The organism is Caloranaerobacter longqiensis, from assembly GCF_050286925.1.
Classification (GTDB): domain Bacteria; phylum Bacillota; class Clostridia; order Tissierellales; family Thermohalobacteraceae; genus Caloranaerobacter.
Map to the genome: position 1 here is coordinate 194,021 of NZ_JBFWFX010000003.1, position 17,009 is coordinate 211,029.

14 protein-coding genes are annotated in these 17,009 nt (G+C 28.9%); all 14 read left to right on the forward strand.

Annotation, left to right across the window (positions count from 1 at the left end):
• The first annotated feature begins 92 nt into the window (after positions 1–92).
• Complete coding sequence (locus AB4Y15_RS04395; protein ID WP_427338703.1) at positions 93–2,189, forward strand: polyribonucleotide nucleotidyltransferase; 2,097 nt, start codon at positions 93–95, stop codon at positions 2,187–2,189.
• Positions 2,190–2,394: 205 nt separating this feature from the next.
• Positions 2,395–3,120: a polysaccharide deacetylase family protein gene (locus AB4Y15_RS04400; protein ID WP_427338704.1), complete on the forward strand. Its 726-nt coding sequence runs from the start codon at positions 2,395–2,397 to the stop codon at positions 3,118–3,120.
• Between the two features lie 75 nt (positions 3,121–3,195).
• Positions 3,196–4,461: a M16 family metallopeptidase gene (locus AB4Y15_RS04405; protein ID WP_427338705.1), complete on the forward strand. Its 1,266-nt coding sequence runs from the start codon at positions 3,196–3,198 to the stop codon at positions 4,459–4,461.
• 97 nt (positions 4,462–4,558) lie between these two features.
• Positions 4,559–4,990 (forward strand): dUTP diphosphatase, encoded by a 432-nt coding sequence (gene dut / locus AB4Y15_RS04410; RefSeq protein ID WP_427338706.1) that lies wholly within the window; start codon positions 4,559–4,561, stop codon positions 4,988–4,990.
• A gap of 181 nt (positions 4,991–5,171) precedes the next feature.
• Positions 5,172–5,414: a YlmC/YmxH family sporulation protein gene (locus AB4Y15_RS04415; RefSeq protein ID WP_163234311.1), complete on the forward strand. Its 243-nt coding sequence runs from the start codon at positions 5,172–5,174 to the stop codon at positions 5,412–5,414.
• Between the two features lie 96 nt (positions 5,415–5,510).
• Complete coding sequence (dapG, locus tag AB4Y15_RS04420; RefSeq protein ID WP_427338707.1) at positions 5,511–6,719, forward strand: aspartate kinase; 1,209 nt, start codon at positions 5,511–5,513, stop codon at positions 6,717–6,719.
• A gap of 202 nt (positions 6,720–6,921) precedes the next feature.
• Positions 6,922–7,686: a ClpP family protease gene (locus AB4Y15_RS04425; protein ID WP_427338708.1), complete on the forward strand. Its 765-nt coding sequence runs from the start codon at positions 6,922–6,924 to the stop codon at positions 7,684–7,686.
• Positions 7,687–7,813: 127 nt separating this feature from the next.
• A complete protein-coding gene (gene uppP / locus AB4Y15_RS04430) occupies positions 7,814–8,644 on the forward strand; it encodes an undecaprenyl-diphosphatase UppP (RefSeq protein WP_427338709.1) in 831 nt (276 codons plus the stop codon).
• A 58-nt stretch (positions 8,645–8,702) separates the two neighbouring features.
• Positions 8,703–10,964 (forward strand): DNA translocase FtsK, encoded by a 2,262-nt coding sequence (locus AB4Y15_RS04435; RefSeq protein WP_427338710.1) that lies wholly within the window; start codon positions 8,703–8,705, stop codon positions 10,962–10,964.
• Positions 10,965–10,996: 32 nt separating this feature from the next.
• Positions 10,997–12,055 (forward strand): tRNA 2-selenouridine(34) synthase MnmH, encoded by a 1,059-nt coding sequence (mnmH, locus tag AB4Y15_RS04440; RefSeq protein WP_427338711.1) that lies wholly within the window; start codon positions 10,997–10,999, stop codon positions 12,053–12,055.
• Entirely contained in the window at positions 12,052–13,404 is a 1,353-nt protein-coding gene (gene rimO, locus AB4Y15_RS04445; protein ID WP_427338712.1) for a 30S ribosomal protein S12 methylthiotransferase RimO, read from the forward strand. Before mnmH ends, rimO begins: the two co-directional genes overlap by 4 nt.
• Positions 13,388–13,933: a CDP-diacylglycerol--glycerol-3-phosphate 3-phosphatidyltransferase gene (pgsA, locus tag AB4Y15_RS04450; RefSeq protein WP_427338713.1), complete on the forward strand. Its 546-nt coding sequence runs from the start codon at positions 13,388–13,390 to the stop codon at positions 13,931–13,933. The genes rimO and pgsA overlap by 17 nt, the downstream gene beginning before the upstream one ends.
• 148 nt (positions 13,934–14,081) lie before the next feature.
• The gene (gene recA, locus AB4Y15_RS04455; RefSeq protein ID WP_427338715.1) at positions 14,082–15,119 is read left to right on the forward strand and encodes a recombinase RecA; all 1,038 of its coding nucleotides are present in this window, start codon (positions 14,082–14,084) and stop codon (positions 15,117–15,119) included.
• 363 nt (positions 15,120–15,482) lie between these two features.
• Complete coding sequence (rny, locus tag AB4Y15_RS04460; RefSeq protein ID WP_427338716.1) at positions 15,483–17,003, forward strand: ribonuclease Y; 1,521 nt, start codon at positions 15,483–15,485, stop codon at positions 17,001–17,003.
• The last annotated feature ends 6 nt before the right edge of the window (positions 17,004–17,009 follow it).

Below are 17,009 nucleotides of genomic sequence, written 5' to 3' on the forward strand. Positions count from 1 at the left end.
CTCTATTATTTTATCATTTGTTCTGGATTATTTTTGTAATTAAGGATATAATATAAAGATGTCAAGAAATTAAACAGAAAAGGAGGTAGAATATGGAAGAAAAAATTTTTGAATATACATTAGCGGAAAGAAAACTTTCTATTTCTATTGGGAAAGTTGCAGAGCAAGCTAATGGAGCCTGTTTAGTTCGTTATGGTGATACAGTAGTTTTGGTTACTGCAGTTGCATCTAAAGAACCTAGAGAAGGTATAGACTTTTTCCCATTAAGCGTAGATTTTGAAGAAAGATTATATGCTGTAGGTAAGATACCTGGAGGTTTTATAAAAAGAGAAGGTAAACCGAGTGAAAAAGCTATATTGACTTCTAGACTAATAGATAGACCAATACGACCATTGTTTCCAAAAGGTTATAGAAATGATGTTCAGATTATAGCAACTGTATTATCAGTTGATCAAGATTGTACTCCTGATATAGTAGCTATGATAGGATCATCAGTAGCCTTATCAATTTCAGATATACCTTTTAATGGGCCAACAGGCTCTGTTTCAGTAGGGTTGATAGATGGTGAGTTTATTATTAATCCTACAAGTGAGCAAAGAGAAAAGTCAATTATGAATTTAATAGTATCTGGAACTAAAGAAGCTATAATGATGGTTGAAGCAGGTGCAAAAGAAGTTACTGAAGATGTTATGCTTGATGCAATAATGTTAGCTCATGAAGAAATAAAGAAAATATGTGAATTTATTGACGGTATTGTAGCTGAAGTAGGCAAAGAAAAACAAGAAGTAATTTTATATAAAGTAGATGAGGTTATAGAAAAAGAAGTAAGAGAATATGCAACAGAAAAAATGATAGAAGCAATTCAAACGGTTGATAAACAAGAACGTCTTGAGAAAATGGATAAAGTTAGTCAAGAAACAATGAATTATTTCCTAGAAAAATATCCTGAAAATCAGAAGGATATAGAAGAAACAATTTATAATATAACAAAAGAACAGGTGAGAAAATTAATTTTAGAAAAAGGAATAAGACCAGATAATAGAAAAGTAGATGAAATTAGACCGATAAGTTGTGAAGTCGGATTGCTACCAAGAACGCATGGATCAGGATTGTTTACAAGAGGACAGACACAAGTACTGACAATAGCAACATTAGGGGCACCAGGAGATGTACAAATTTTAGATGGGTTAACAGATGAAGAATCCAAAAGATATATGCATCATTATAATTTCCCACCATATAGTGTTGGTGAAACTAGATTCTTAAGAGGACCTGGAAGAAGAGAAATTGGACATGGAGCTTTAGCAGAAAGGGCGTTAGAACCAGTAATTCCTAGTGAAGAAGAGTTTCCATATACAATTAGGCTAGTTTCAGAGGTTTTAAGTTCTAATGGTTCAACTTCACAAGCTAGTGTTTGTGGTAGTACTTTAGCTTTACTTGATGCGGGTGTTCCAATCAAGAAGCCAGTTGCAGGAATAGCTATGGGACTAATTAAATCTGAAGAAAAAGTTGTTATATTGACTGATATACAAGGATTAGAAGATTTTCTTGGAGATATGGATTTTAAAGTAGCTGGTACAAAGGATGGTATTACAGCAATACAAATGGATATTAAAATACCTGGTATAGGAAGAGAGATATTAAAAGAAGCATTAGAAAGAGCTAAACAAGGTAGATTATATATTCTTGAAAAGATGAATCAAGTTATTTCTAAACCTAGAGAAGAGCTTTCACCTTATGCACCTAGGATATTAACTATAAACGTTAATCCAGATAAAATTAGAGAAATTATTGGACCAGGCGGTAAAATGATAAATAAAATTATCGAGGAAACAGGGGTTAAAATAGATATTGAAGATAATGGAAGAGTAATGGTAGCTTCAACTGATATAGAAAAAGGTAAAAAAGCAATAAAAATGATAGAAGATATTGTAAGAGAAGTTAATGTTGGTGAAATATATTTAGGAAAAGTAATTAGATTAGCACCTTTTGGAGCTTTTGTTGAGATTTGGCCTGGTAAAGAAGGACTTGTTCATATTTCGAATATAGCTAAGCAAAGAGTTGACAAAGTTGAAGATGTTTTATCTGTAGGAGATGAAATTTTGGTTAAGGTAATTGATATTGACAAGCAAGGAAGAATAAACTTATCAAGAAAAGACGCATTACCTAATGAAAATGATGAAAAATAAGACATGAGCCAAGATATGGTTTATGTCTTTTTTTTATAATCTATAGGAAATTATTATACGTTATTAAATTGTGGATAATTTTAAATATAATTTCCGTAATAGATTAGGGCAAAATCTTCCTTGATTTATTCAAATCGAAGATTTTGTTCTTTTTTGATAAAATTACTTTTTTTTGAATAAGATAGTAATAAAAAGGGGGTATTGTATGAAAATCTATTATATTAAATATGAAACAATTATAAAATTTTTTATATTAATATTAATACTATTAATAATAGGCGCTTCTATTCTATTGTTTAAGACACTATATGGTAATAGCAAAGAAACTTTTAATAATAATGATGTCTTCTATAAAGGCAATATTAACGAAAAAATTATTGCATTTGCTTGTAATGTAGATTGGGGCAATGAATATATTAAGCCAATGTTAAATATTTTTGATACATATGATATAAAAATAACATTTTTTGTTACAGGAAGATGGGCAAAAAATAATAATGAATTACTTAGAGAAATATATTTACACGGTCATGAAATAGGTAATCATGGATATTTACATAAAGATTATAGTAAGTTAAATTACGAATCTAATAGAAAACAAATATTAGAGGCTGAAAAAATTATCTATAATGTTATTGGAGTAAAGCCTAAATATTTTGCACCTCCATCAGGAGCATATAATAAGCATACAATAAGAGCAGCTGAAGATTTGAATTATAAAATAATAATGTGGAGTATAGATACAATTGATTGGAGAGATGACAGTACTAAAGAAAAGATTATTAAAAGAGTTGTTAATAAATCACATAATTCAGCCATAGTATTAATGCATCCTAAAAAAGAAACTATTAAAGCACTACCAGTGATTATAGAATCATTAAAAAGAGAGGGGTACAAAATAGGTAGAGTAAATGATGTTATAAAAAATTAATGATATTATTGAAATAATTATTAAACTGTTCTATAATAGACAAAGATAAGCAATAGCAAACTATAGGAGGAAGAGATGTTTAATAAGATAGTATTAGAAAATGGTCTAAGAATAGTAACAGAAAATATACCTTATGTAAAGTCTGTTTCAATAGGGATTTGGATTGAAACAGGTTCTCGATTTGAGGATCAAAATAATAATGGAATATCACATTTTATTGAACATATGTTGTTTAAAGGAACTGAAAATAGGACTGCTAAACAAATTGCAGAAAGTATAGATAGTGTAGGAGGACAATTAAATGCTTTTACTAGCAAAGAATGTACTTGTTTTTATGCTAAAGTTTTAGATGAACATTTACCTTTAGCAGTCGATGTATTAGCTGATATGATTTTTAATTCGAAATTTGATGAAGAAGATATTATTAAAGAGAAGAATGTAGTACTTGAAGAAATTAATATGTATGAAGATTCACCTGAAGATTTAGTACATGATTTAATTTGTCAAACTATGTTTGATGGGCATCCTCTAGCTTATCCAATTTTAGGCAATAGAGATATTTTAGAGAAAATCGATAGAAAAGACATATTAAATTATTATAGACAGTATTATACACCTAATAATACTGTTGTATCTATAGCAGGTAATTTTAATACGGATAAAATAATAAAATTAATATCTAAATATTTTTCAAACTGGGTTCCAGTAGAAAAAAAAGAAAGAAAGCAGCATCCTCCTATGTTTTATGGGAGGGTTATGGGGAAAACTAAAAATACTGAACAATTACATCTTTGTCTTGGTATGAAAGGAGTACCTCAAGGAACAAATGAAATGTATTATCTTATGGTATTGAATAATATTTTTGGTGGGAGTATGAGTTCAAGGCTATTTCAAAAAATTAGAGAAGAGAGAGGATTAGCCTATTCAATATATTCATATCCATCATCTTATAAAGATACAGGGATGTTTACAATTTATGCAGGTTTAAATCCTAATTATGTAACTACTGTTTTACAATTGATAAAAGAAGAAATGGATAAAATAAAGAACGGCGGATTAACATCAGATGAAGTATATAAATCTAAACAGCAATTAAAGGGAAATTATATTTTAGGACTTGAAAGTACATCTAGCAGAATGTCTTCTATGGGTAAATCAGAACTTTTATATGGAAAAATGTATGAGCCAAAAGAAATTCTAAAGATGATTGATAATGTGCATAAAGAAGATGTTGAAAATATGGCAAAAGAAGTTTTGGATTTTAATAAACTTAATATTTCATTTGTAGGTGATGTAAATAATTATCAAATTGAAAATGATTTTAAAAAGATTCTTGGCTAGATTACTAGTTTCTAGTAATCTTTATTTTTTTAATAATCCATAGGAAATTATATACTTTAAATAATAAGTTAAAATTATAGAAAAAAGAGGTGTAAATATGATAGTGAAAATAGTCAATAAAAGCAAGTTTCCAATCCCAGATTATAAAACTAAAGGAGCATCAGGGATTGATTTATTTGCTAATATTGATAAAGATGTAGTACTCAAACCTATGGAAAGATTATTGATACCAACAGGAATCTATTTATCAATTCCTGAAGGGTATGAGGGACAAATAAGAGCTAGAAGCGGTTTAGCTTTAAAATATGGAATTGGACTAGCTAATGGAATAGGGACTGTAGATAGCGATTATAGAGGAGAGATAAAGGTAATATTGATAAATTTTGGAGATAAAGAATTTGTAATAAAACCAGGGGATAGAATTGCACAACTTGTTTTTGTAAAATATGAAAAAGCTGAATTTAAAGAAGTAGAAGTATTAGATGATACTGAAAGAGGTAGTGGAGGCTTTGGACATACTGGTATTTAGTTAATATTTATGAATATTTACTTAAATAGTGCATAAAATTATAAAAAAATAGAATCTTCGATTTAAATAAATAAGGAAGATTTTATTGAAATCCATAAACGGAAATTATATTTAAAATTATCCACAAATTAATGCAGTTTATAATTTCCTATGGATTATAAAAAAAATTAGGGGGATTTTTATGAGGTTAAGTAAATTAGGGGGAAAAGAAATTGTTAATTTGAATGATGGTGGTAGACTAGGTATGGTAGCCGATTCAGATTTAGTAATAGATGAAAAAACAGGTAAGATAAAATATTTAATTGTCCCAGATAATTCATTACAATTGAATATTTTAAGAAATCGTACAGAAATCGAGATTCCATGGGAAGCAATTAGAAAGATTGGTAATGATATGATAATAATTGAATTAGATGAAAATTAATATTAACAATATTAATATTATGTTCATATTATAAAGTGAGTAGAGTTAAAAAATTAATATGATATAATATACTTAGTTTATATTTGGGGTGAAATTATGAGGATTTTAATTCAGAAATTTGGAGGAACTTCGGTTTCGACATTTGAAAATAGGGAGAAAGTAGTGAAAAAAATAATTGATAAATTCAGCAAAGGGTACAATGTAGTTGTAGTAGTGTCAGCGATGGGACGAAAAGGAGATCCGTATGCTACAGATTCACTTATAAGTCTCGTAGATAAACGAAATATAAGTAAAAGGGATTTGGATTTATTAATGTCATGTGGTGAAGTAATATCGGCTATCGTTCTATCGGATCATATTAATAGAAGAGGGTATGAGAGCATCGTACTTACTGGTCAACAAGCTGGAATAGTAACAGATTCAAACTATGGTGAAGCAAATGTAATTTCTGTTAATCCTGAAAAAATTATAAAACATCTTTCGCAGAATAAAATTGTAATCGTAGCTGGATTTCAAGGAGCGGATGAAAATGGTGAGATTACGACTTTAGGTAGAGGTGGTAGTGATACGACAGCGGTCATTTTAGGTGAAGCTTTAAAGAGTGAAGTTGTTGAAATATATACAGATGTTGATGGTATAATGACTGCCGACCCAAGAATCGTACCAGAAGCAAAATTAATTGAAAAAATATGTTATTCTGAGGTTTATCAGTTGGCAGAGAATGGAGCAAAAGTAATTCATCCAAAAGCAGTTGAAATTGCGGAGAGAGCAAATTTAAAAATCATTATAAAAAATACTTTAAACGAATGTGAAGGTACTTTAATTACTTATTCTGATACTTATAATTCAATAGATAAGAATAAAGATAATATCATTACTGCTATTACACATAAGAATGAAAGAGTTCAGATTATTATTTATTCAAATGGGAATGAAAAGAAAATGCAGAAGTTAATAAATGAAATTGCTGAAAATAATATAAGTCTTGACTTAATTAACTTATTATTAGATAGAAAAATATTTACTATAGATAAGAAAGATTTATGTAAGTTAAAGAAAATACTTGATAGAAGTAACATAAAATATGATTTAATTGATAATTGTTGTAAATTGAGCATTATTGGTAATAGAATGAGAGGAGTACCTGGTGTAATGGCTAAAATTGTAAATGCATTATCTAATGAGGGAATAAACATATTGCAAACCTCTGATTCACATACAACTATTTGGTGTTTAATAAAAGAGAAAGATGCACATAAAGCAATTAAAGTTTTGCATAAGGAATTTAATTTAGATAAAGAGTAGAATGACAAACCCACGATTTTTTACATCGTGGGTTAAATTTTATTTTTCATAACTTTTCCATACATGCCTTCTAATTCAAAAGGTTTATGGTAACAGTGAATTTATTCATGGCTTCTATCTGCTCGATTTTGTATATAAATAATTTTACAGTAAAAAATATTATTAGCAAGATTCTATAATTAAAATTGGAAGGAGTTAAATCATGAATAGTAAAAAGTTTTTAGAAAATCATTGTAACGAGCATAAATTTAACGATAATATAATTATGTCAACAAATGATACTGAAGAGAATGAGAAAAAGGATAAAGATGCAGAAATAACTGAAAACATTAAGGAATTAGGGGTTCAAAGAAGTCCAGATTTACCAATTGATATACACATATTAAATATAATTGGGGAGATCGAAGGACATGTGGTAGCACCTCCTCAGAAAAAAGCGACTAAATATGAACATATTATGCCTCAGTTAGTTAGTGTAGAACAGAATCCTAAAATAAAAGGACTTCTGATTATATTAAATACGGTAGGTGGTGATGTAGAGGCGGGATTGGCTATCGCAGAGATGATAAATAGTATAAGCAAACCTAAGGTATCTTTAGTTTTAGGAGGTAGTCATAGTATTGGAGTTCCTCTAGCTACATCAAGTGATTATTCTTTTATAGTTCCAACAGCAACAATGACTATACATCCGATTAGAATGACAGGTCTTGTTATAGGAGTGCCGCAAACATTTAGATATTTTCAAAAAATGCAGCAGAGAATTATTGACTTTGTTTTAAGAACATCTAAAATTAATAAAGAAACTTTCTTAAGGTTTATGTATGATACAGATGAAATTGCTAATGATGTAGGTACTATATTAATTGGTGAAGAAGCAGTTAAATATGGTTTAATTGATGAAGTGGGAGGTTTGAATAAAGCGTTAAGTAAATTAAAATCTATGATTAATGAATTTAGAAGTGAGTAATTAGAATAGTATATATATGTAAAATATGTTATAATTACTTGAGTGAAAGTGTTAAAGTATGTTTATTTTAGCATTAATATTAACATCAACACTTTTTACTTTTTATATTTAAGAAGGGGGTCATAATATGTCTTTATTAAAAGCAATTTTTTTAGGAATATTCCAGGGTATTACGGAGTTTTTGCCAATCAGTAGTTCAGGTCATTTAGTCTTATTACAGAAGCTCTTTGGTATTGATGAAGGCAATCTTTTTTTTACAGTAATGCTGCATTTTGGGACGTTAATATCGATTTTTATTGTATATTTTAAAGATATAGTTAGTATAATAAGTGAGTTTATCAAATTTATTGTTGAGTTATTAAAAGATAAGAAAATAGAAATAAACAATGAATATAGAAAATTGGGTATAATGATTATCATTGGTTCAATACCAACAGCATTGATGGGAATTTTATTAGAAGATATTTTTGAAAGTTTCTATAATACAACTATAATTATAGGTTTAGCTTTAATATTTACTGGAATATTACTTTGGGCTGCTGAGAGAATAAAGTCTGGTAAAAAATCTATTCGTAAAATGACAATCAAAGATGCTCTTGTAATAGGAACATTTCAAGGGATGGCAATAACTCCTGGTTTATCTAGGTCAGGTTCTACAATAGTAGGTGGACTGTTCATGGGATTAAATAAAAAGAATGCTACTAGATTTTCTTTTTTATTAGCGTTACCAGCAACTTTTGGTGCGTCTTTATTAGAATTATCTAAAACTTTAACTGCTAATAGTTTGTCAGATGTAAGTTTTTTGATAGTAATAGTTGGTATTTTATCATCTTGTATAACAGGTATTTTTTCAATAAAGTTTTTAATTAAAATATTAGAAAAGGGGAAATTATATTATTTCTCATATTATGTGTGGTTTTTGGGTTTGATTGTTATTTTGCTTGAACTGATAAAATAGATTATATAAATAAAGGTTTATTATAAACTTTGTAGAATTATTCTATGAGGTGGTTATATTGGCAAAAATAAATAATAAAAAGAATAAGAAAACTAAAAATAAAAAAAATAGAAGCAGCAAAAGCATTGATAGCATAAGTAAGGAAATTTTAGGGATTATAATAATAACGGTTTCTATATTAATGTTTACAAGTTTATATAATTATTCGAATGGTTATATTAATCACGTGATTAGAGATAAAATATTAAAATTAACAGGTGTTGGTAGCGTGCTATTTCCTGCATTAATTTTGATTATAGGTATATTGTTTCTTTTCAATAAATTTAATAATAGTCGTACTAAAAAAATAATATATTTGCTGATGCTGTATTTATGTTTATTAACTTTATTTGAATTGAGAGCTTTCCCATCAATAGAAAATATAAGTTTAGCTGAAAAAATAAAAATATCTATTGTTTATGCTGACAATATGTACGGTGGAGGATTATTAGGTGCTTTTTTTGCATTTATATTATTAAAATTGTTTGGTTTATTAGGTTCATATATTGTATTAATATCTACAATATTAATTTTATTGTCTCTTTTAATAAAAATTAGCTATGTTAAAATATTAAACAAATGTTGTTTATTAGTAAAAAAATTTTTTACTAAGATATTTAAAAACAATAAATATGCAGTTGATTTAAATAAAGAACGAAGAATAGATATTATAGAGAACATTAAAAAAGAAGATGAAGATAAAAAGAAATTTATATTAAATGAAAATGAAATCGAAGAAAAAATAAAGATATTAGATTTTACAAAAGATATTGAAGAGCAACATGATAATGAATCTAGACTTATAAAAGATAATGTTAATTATGATATTAATAGAGCACAAGATAAGGGTACTAATGTCTTGGAAAACTTTAAATTGCCAAGTATCGATTTATTAGATAATGTTACTAAACAACAAATGACAAATGATAAAACAGAAATAATTAACAATGTAAAAAAACTAGAGAGGACATTGTTGGATTTTGGTATTAAAGCAAAAGTTATACAAGTTAGTAAGGGGCCGACGATTACTAGGTTTGAATTACAGCCAGCACCTGGTGTTAAAGTAAGTAAAATTGTAAATTTAGCTGATGATTTAGCATTAAGTTTAGCATCTTCTGATATAAGAATAGAAGCACCAATACCAGGTAAGTCTGCAATAGGTATTGAAGTACCAAATAAAATAAAGTCAGATGTTAAAATTAAAGAAGTATTGTTATCAAAAGAATATATGAATATAGAAACTAAAATTCCTTTTGCTTTAGGTCAGGATATAGCTGGAAATCCTATAGTAGCAAACTTAGAAAAGATGCCACATTTACTTATAGCAGGTGCTACTGGCTCCGGTAAAAGTGTTTGTATAAATACTTTGATAGTTAGTATACTTTATAAATCTAGACCTGATGAGGTAAAATTATTAATGATTGATCCCAAAGTAGTTGAATTAAGTGTATATAACGGGATACCACATTTATTAATTCCTGTTGTTACTGATCCCAAAAAAGCTTCTTTTGCATTAAATTGGGCTGTAAATGAAATGACAAGAAGATACAAACTGTTTTCTGAACTAGGTGTTAGAGATCTACATAGTTATAATAAAAAACTTGATAAAGAACAGACCGACAAGAAGCTGCCTCAAATTGTAGTAATTATTGATGAATTAGCTGATTTAATGATGGTTGCACCGAATGAAGTAGAAGAAAGTATATGTAGGTTAGCGCAGATGGCAAGAGCTGCTGGTATTCATTTAATTATAGCAACTCAGAGGCCGTCTGTTGATGTTATAACAGGTACTATAAAAGCAAATATACCTTCAAGGATATCATTTGCTGTATCTTCGCAAGCTGATTCAAGAACGATTTTAGATATGAATGGTGCAGAAAAACTTTTAGGTAAAGGAGATATGCTATATTATCCAGTAGGTGCTTCAAAGCCGATCAGGGTTCAAGGAGCTTATATAAGTGATAAAGAAGTAGAAAGAATCGTTGCTTATTTAAAAAAATATAATAATAATGAAGAAAACTATGAAAATGAGTTGTTAGAAAGTGTTAATAAAAAAACTGAAAAAAATGATGATACTGTAGATGAATTATTACAGAAAGCTATCGAGCTAGTTGTAGAACATGGACAGGCATCTATATCATTGTTACAGAGAAAATTTAGAATTGGATATTCTAGAGCAGCTAGGCTTATTGATGAAATGGAGGAAAGAGGTATAATTGGTGGATATGAAGGAAGCAAGCCGAGAAAAGTATTAGTAACAAAAGAAGATTTAAATGATTAAGTCTATAATATTTTAAGTAAGAGGTGTTACTAATGATAAATGTAGTAAAGATAGAAGATATTATTGATAAAGATAATATAGTTTATATAGATGTAAGAAGTCCAAGCGAATATAAAATTGATACAATTCCTGAAGCTATTAATATACCTATACTAACCGATGAAGAACGTGAAGAAATAGGATATATTTATAAACAAGTTGATGTTGAAAAAGCAAAAGTTTTAGGTCTTGAATATGCATCAAAAAAATTAGTAAATTTTTATTCTATAGCTAATAAGATAAAAAAAGATGGGAAAAAAATCGCATTGTTTTGTTACAGAGGAGGAATGAGAAGCAACTCTGTAGCAAAAGTTTTAGATGCAATGGGATTGGATGTTTTTCTAATTGAAGGTGGCTATAAGAGTTATAGACATTATGTTTTGAAAACGTTGCAGTCATATAAAAATAAAATTAAGTTTATTGTTTTACATGGTTATACGGGGACTGGAAAAACAAAAATATTATCGCTGTTAGAAAAACGAGGTGAACCTGTTCTGAATTTGGAGTATTTAGCTAGAAATAGTGGTTCAGTTTTTGGTAATATATACTTTAGAGAAGAATCAAGTACACAGAAAAAATTTGATTCAATGTTATTAAAAAAATTAAAAGAGGCAAAGAATAGTTATATGTTTGTAGAAAGTGAAAGCAAAAGAATTGGTAAAGTTGTTATTCATGATTTTCTTTATAATGATATTATTAACGGATATCATATTTTAATAAAAACTAGTTTAGATAATAGAATAAAAAATATAATTGATGAATATGTTAATATACAAAATTATAATGAAGAATTAATAATAGATTCGATTAATAAACTAAAAAAAAGATTAGGACGTAATAAGGTTGAAGAGTTAGTAGAACAGGTTAAAATACGAAATTTTGATTATGTAGTAAAAGAATTAATGGTTGAATATTATGATCCATTATATAAATATTCAATTGATAAAATAAAACATTTTGATAGAATAATAGAATATGAAAATATGTCAGAAGCAGTAGATGAACTTATAGACTTTGTTAAAAATACAGTATTGAAAGGAGAGCACAGATGAATACAAAAGTATCATTAGTAACTTTGGGATGTTCAAAAAATTTAGTTGATTCTGAGATAATGTTAGGTATTATAAAAGAAAATGGATATTTACTAACACAAGATTTAGATGAAGCAGATATCATAATAATTAATACTTGTGGTTTTATTAAAGATGCTAAGGAAGAATCAATAGATACAATAATAGAACTAGGAGAGTACAAAAAAGTAGGAAAGTGTAAGAAACTAATTGTAACTGGTTGTTTAGCTGAAAGATACAAAGAAGAGATTCTTAAAGAATTACCAGAAGTTGATGCAGTTATTGGAACAGGAAATTTAAAAGATATAGTAAATATAATGAGAGAGAGTGAAAAAGGTAAAAGAACTTTGAAGGCAGGTGAGATAAATAACTTTGATTATGATATCCTACCTAGATTTATAAGTTCTTCTGGTCCAACTGCTTATGTAAAGATTGCTGAAGGGTGTAATAATTTCTGTACTTATTGTATTATACCTAAAATTAGAGGTAAGTATAGGAGCAGACCTATAGAGAAAATTGTTGAAGAAGTTGAAAAGTTGGTTGAAATGGGGAAAAAAGAAATAATATTAATAGCGCAAGATACTACAAAATATGGGTTGGATTTATATAATGAGGTTAAATTACCTAAGCTGTTAGATGAATTAAATAAAATTAAAGGATTAGAATGGATTAGATTACAATACTTATATCCAGATGACTTTACAGATGAACTTATAGATAGTATAAGAAAAAATGAAAAAGTTGTTAAATATGTAGATATACCGATTCAACATATAAATAATAGAATTTTGAAAAGGATGAACAGAAAGACAACAAAAGAAAGCATAGTAAATTTAATAGAGAAACTTAGAAATAGAATACCTAATATTGTTATTAGAACTACATTAATTGTAGGATTCCCAGGTGAAACGGAACAAGAGTTTAATGAATTATGTGAATTTGTAAAAAATATGAGGTTTGATAGATTGGGTGTTTTTGCATATTCAAAAGAAGAAGGTACACCAGCTGCTAATTTTGAAGGTCAAGTCGATGAGTCCGTAAAAGAGGAAAGAAAATCTATTATTATGGAAATACAAAGGCAGATATCATTTGAAAAGAATAGAGAAAAGATAGGGGATATTTATAAGGTTTTAGTTGAAGAAGAAGTTGAAAAAACAGAAAATAGTTTAATGTATTTAGGAAGAAGTTATATGGATAGTCCAGAGATTGATGGACTTGTTTATATACACAGTAAACATTATTTAGCTTTAGGTAGTTTTGTGAATGTAAGAATATTTGATTGTTTAGAATATGATTTAATAGGAGAGATAGACCATGAATTTAGCAAATAAGTTAACTATAATAAGAATATTCTTAGTTCCAGTTTTTATGTTTTTTCTATTAGTCAAAATACCCTATGGGGAATATATAGCAGCATTTATATTTATACTGGCTGCTCTTACAGATAGTTTAGACGGTTATATAGCAAGAAAGAGAAATCAAGTAACTAAATTTGGGAAATTCATGGATCCTCTAGCTGATAAGTTATTAGTATCGGCTGCATTAATATCTCTAATTGAAAAAGGGAAATTATCAGCTTGGGTTGTAATACTTATTATAGCAAGAGAATTTGCAATTACAGGTTTAAGGGTATTGGCCGCTTCAGAAGGTATTACTATTGCAGCAAGTTGGTGGGGAAAAATCAAGACAATATCGCAAATAGTAGCTATAATAACTTTGTTATTGGACAATTACCCTTTTAGATTAATAAATATACCTTTTGATAAGATATCTGTTGCTTTGGCTGTTATTTTTACATTAATTTCGGGATTCGATTATCTTTATAAAAATAGAAATGTTTATTTATCGGGTAATAAATAGTTTAAAATTATTAACTTAGAAAAAGGCATATAATTTCCTATGGATTATAAAAAATAAGATTGACTGCGTATGAAAATTGTTATATAATTACAATAGAACATAAGTTCGAATAATGAAAGGTAGGTGAACCAGAGTTATCTGGAATGATATGTTAGAAAAGAAAAAAGCTTTAGAAATGGCTATAAGTCAAATTGAAAAGCAGTTTGGTAAAGGCTCTATTATGAAATTGGGTGAAAACTCTAAGCTTAATGTTGAAGCGATTTCTACAGGAGCATTAAGCTTAGATATTGCTTTAGGTATAGGTGGTTTACCAAGAGGTAGGATTGTAGAGATCTATGGTCCAGAATCTTCTGGTAAAACAACAGTAGCACTTCATGTAATAGCAGAGGCTCAAAAACAAGGTGGTTCTGCCGCGTTTATTGATGCTGAACATGCATTAGATCCAAGTTATGCTAAAAGACTTGGAGTTGATATCGATAATCTTATCGTGTCACAACCTGATACTGGTGAGCAGGCTTTGGAAATTGCAGAGGCATTAGTAAGAAGTGGAGCGATTGATGTAATAGTAATAGATTCAGTTGCAGCTTTAGTTCCAAAAGCAGAAATAGAAGGAGAAATGGGGGATAGTCACGTAGGTTTACAAGCTAGACTTATGTCGCAGGCTTTAAGGAAACTAGCTGGTGCAATAAAAAAATCTAATACAATAGCTATATTTATTAATCAATTGAGAGAAAAAGTTGGCGTAATGTTTGGTAATCCTGAAACTACACCAGGTGGACGAGCTTTGAAATTTTATGCTTCAGTTAGATTAGATGTAAGAAAGGTTGAAACATTAAAACAAAGTGATGAAATGATAGGAAATAGAACAAGAGTGAAAGTAGTTAAGAATAAAGTTGCACCACCATTTAAAGTTGCAGAATTTGATATAATGTATGGTACGGGTATTTCTAAAGAAGGTAACTTATTAGATGTTGGTGTATCTGATGGAATTATCAGCAAATCGGGGTCTTGGTATAGTTATGGTGAACATAAACTTGGGCAAGGAAGAGAAAATGCAAAAGAGTTCTTAAGAGAAAATATAAAAGTAGCTCAAGAAATTGAAGAAAAAATAAGAATTAAGCATGGATTAAATGTAAATCAAAAAAATAATAATGAAGAAGATAAAAAGATAGAAAATAAGAAATAAACGGTCTCTTTTAATGAGGCTGTTTATTTTTTTTGTAATCTGTTTGTTCTATAATGTTATTGAAGTAATGAATTGGAAATAACTTGACATAAGTTATAAAAAGTAATAAAATAAAAACGGAAATTGGTAATTGTTTGTTGTTACTTAAAATTTAAGAAAATATAGGTAACAACTCATAAGCCGAGTTTACTCGGTTTATATTTTATATTTTTATTTTAAATATATGAATTTAAAGTCGGAATTAAGAATTTCCGAACATAGGAATCTATTTTTTTAGATTATTATTCTGTAGGGTTATGTTTTATGAGATAACGTAACTTGAAAAGAAAATAGTAGAGGAGGTGCTTTATTATTGTAGAAATATTGATAGCAATAACAGGTGTTGGAATTGGAACTATAGCTGGTTATTTGATTAGAAAAGGGATTGCAGAAAGTAAAATTAAAAGTGCTGAGGAAGCTGCAAAGAAGATAATTGAGGAAGCTCGAAAGCAAGCCGAAACTAGTAAAAAAGAGCTTTTGCTAGAAGCAAAAGAAGAAATTCATAGAATGCGAAATGAAATTGAAAGGGAAAACAGAGAAAGAAGAAATGAATTGCAGAAGCTCGAAAGGCGATTAGTCTATAAAGAAGAGATGTTGGATAAAAAAAGTGAAATATTGCAGCATAAAGAGGAATCCTTAGCAAAAAAGATAAAAGAGTTAGAAGAAAAAGAGACATCTATCGATGAGCTATATCAGAAGCAAATTGAGGAATTGGAAAGACTATCGGGATTAACGTCTGAAGAAGCAAGAGAGATTTTGTTGGGTGATATTAAAAAAGAAGTAACACATGAAGCTGCTGTTATGATTAAAGAAATAGAAAGTAAAGCAAAAGAAGAAGCTGATAAAAGAGCTAGAGAAATTATTTCCTATGCAATACAAAAATGTGCAGCAGATCATGTGGCAGAAACAACAGTAACGGTTGTTTCTCTACCAAATGATGAAATGAAAGGTAGAATTATAGGAAGAGAAGGTAGAAATATTAGAACTTTAGAGACTTTAACAGGAATTGATCTTATAATAGATGATACACCGGAAGCTGTTATACTTTCAGGATTTGATCCGATTAGAAGAGAAATTGCTAGAATAGCACTTGAAAAGCTGATAGTTGATGGTAGAATACACCCAGCTAGAATAGAAGAAATGGTCGAAAAAGCAAAAAGGGAAGTAGAAGCTCATATACGTGAAGAAGGTGAACAAGCAGCTTTTGATTGTGGAGTACATGGTTTACATTCAGAATTAATAAGGCTTCTAGGTAGGCTAAAATTTAGAACAAGCTATGGTCAGAATGTATTAAAGCATTCTATAGAAGTATCGCATTTAGCAGGGCTTATGGCAGCTGAACTAGGTGCGGATGTAAAAATAGCAAAACGAGCAGGTTTATTGCATGATATAGGAAAAGCGGTTGACCATGAGATGGAAGGCCCTCATGTTACTATAGGTGCAGATTTAGCAAGAAAATACAGGGAGTCTAAAGAAATAGTACATGCAATAGCAGCACATCACGGTGATATAGAACCGCAAACAATAGAAGCCGTATTGGTTCAAGCGGCAGATGCTATTTCAGCAGCTAGACCAGGAGCGAGAAGAGAAACCTTAGAAGCATATATTAAAAGATTAGAGAAGTTAGAAGAAATTGCAAATTCTTTTGAAGGTGTTGAAAAGTCATATGCAATACAGGCTGGTAGAGAAATACGTGTTATGGTAAAACCAGAAGAGGTATTTGATAATGATATAGTACTTATTGCCAGAGAAATTGTTAAGAGAATTGAAAGTGAATTAGAGTATCCAGGACAAATTAAGGTTAATGTAATTAGAGAAACGCGAGCTATTGAATATGCAAAATAAAGAGAA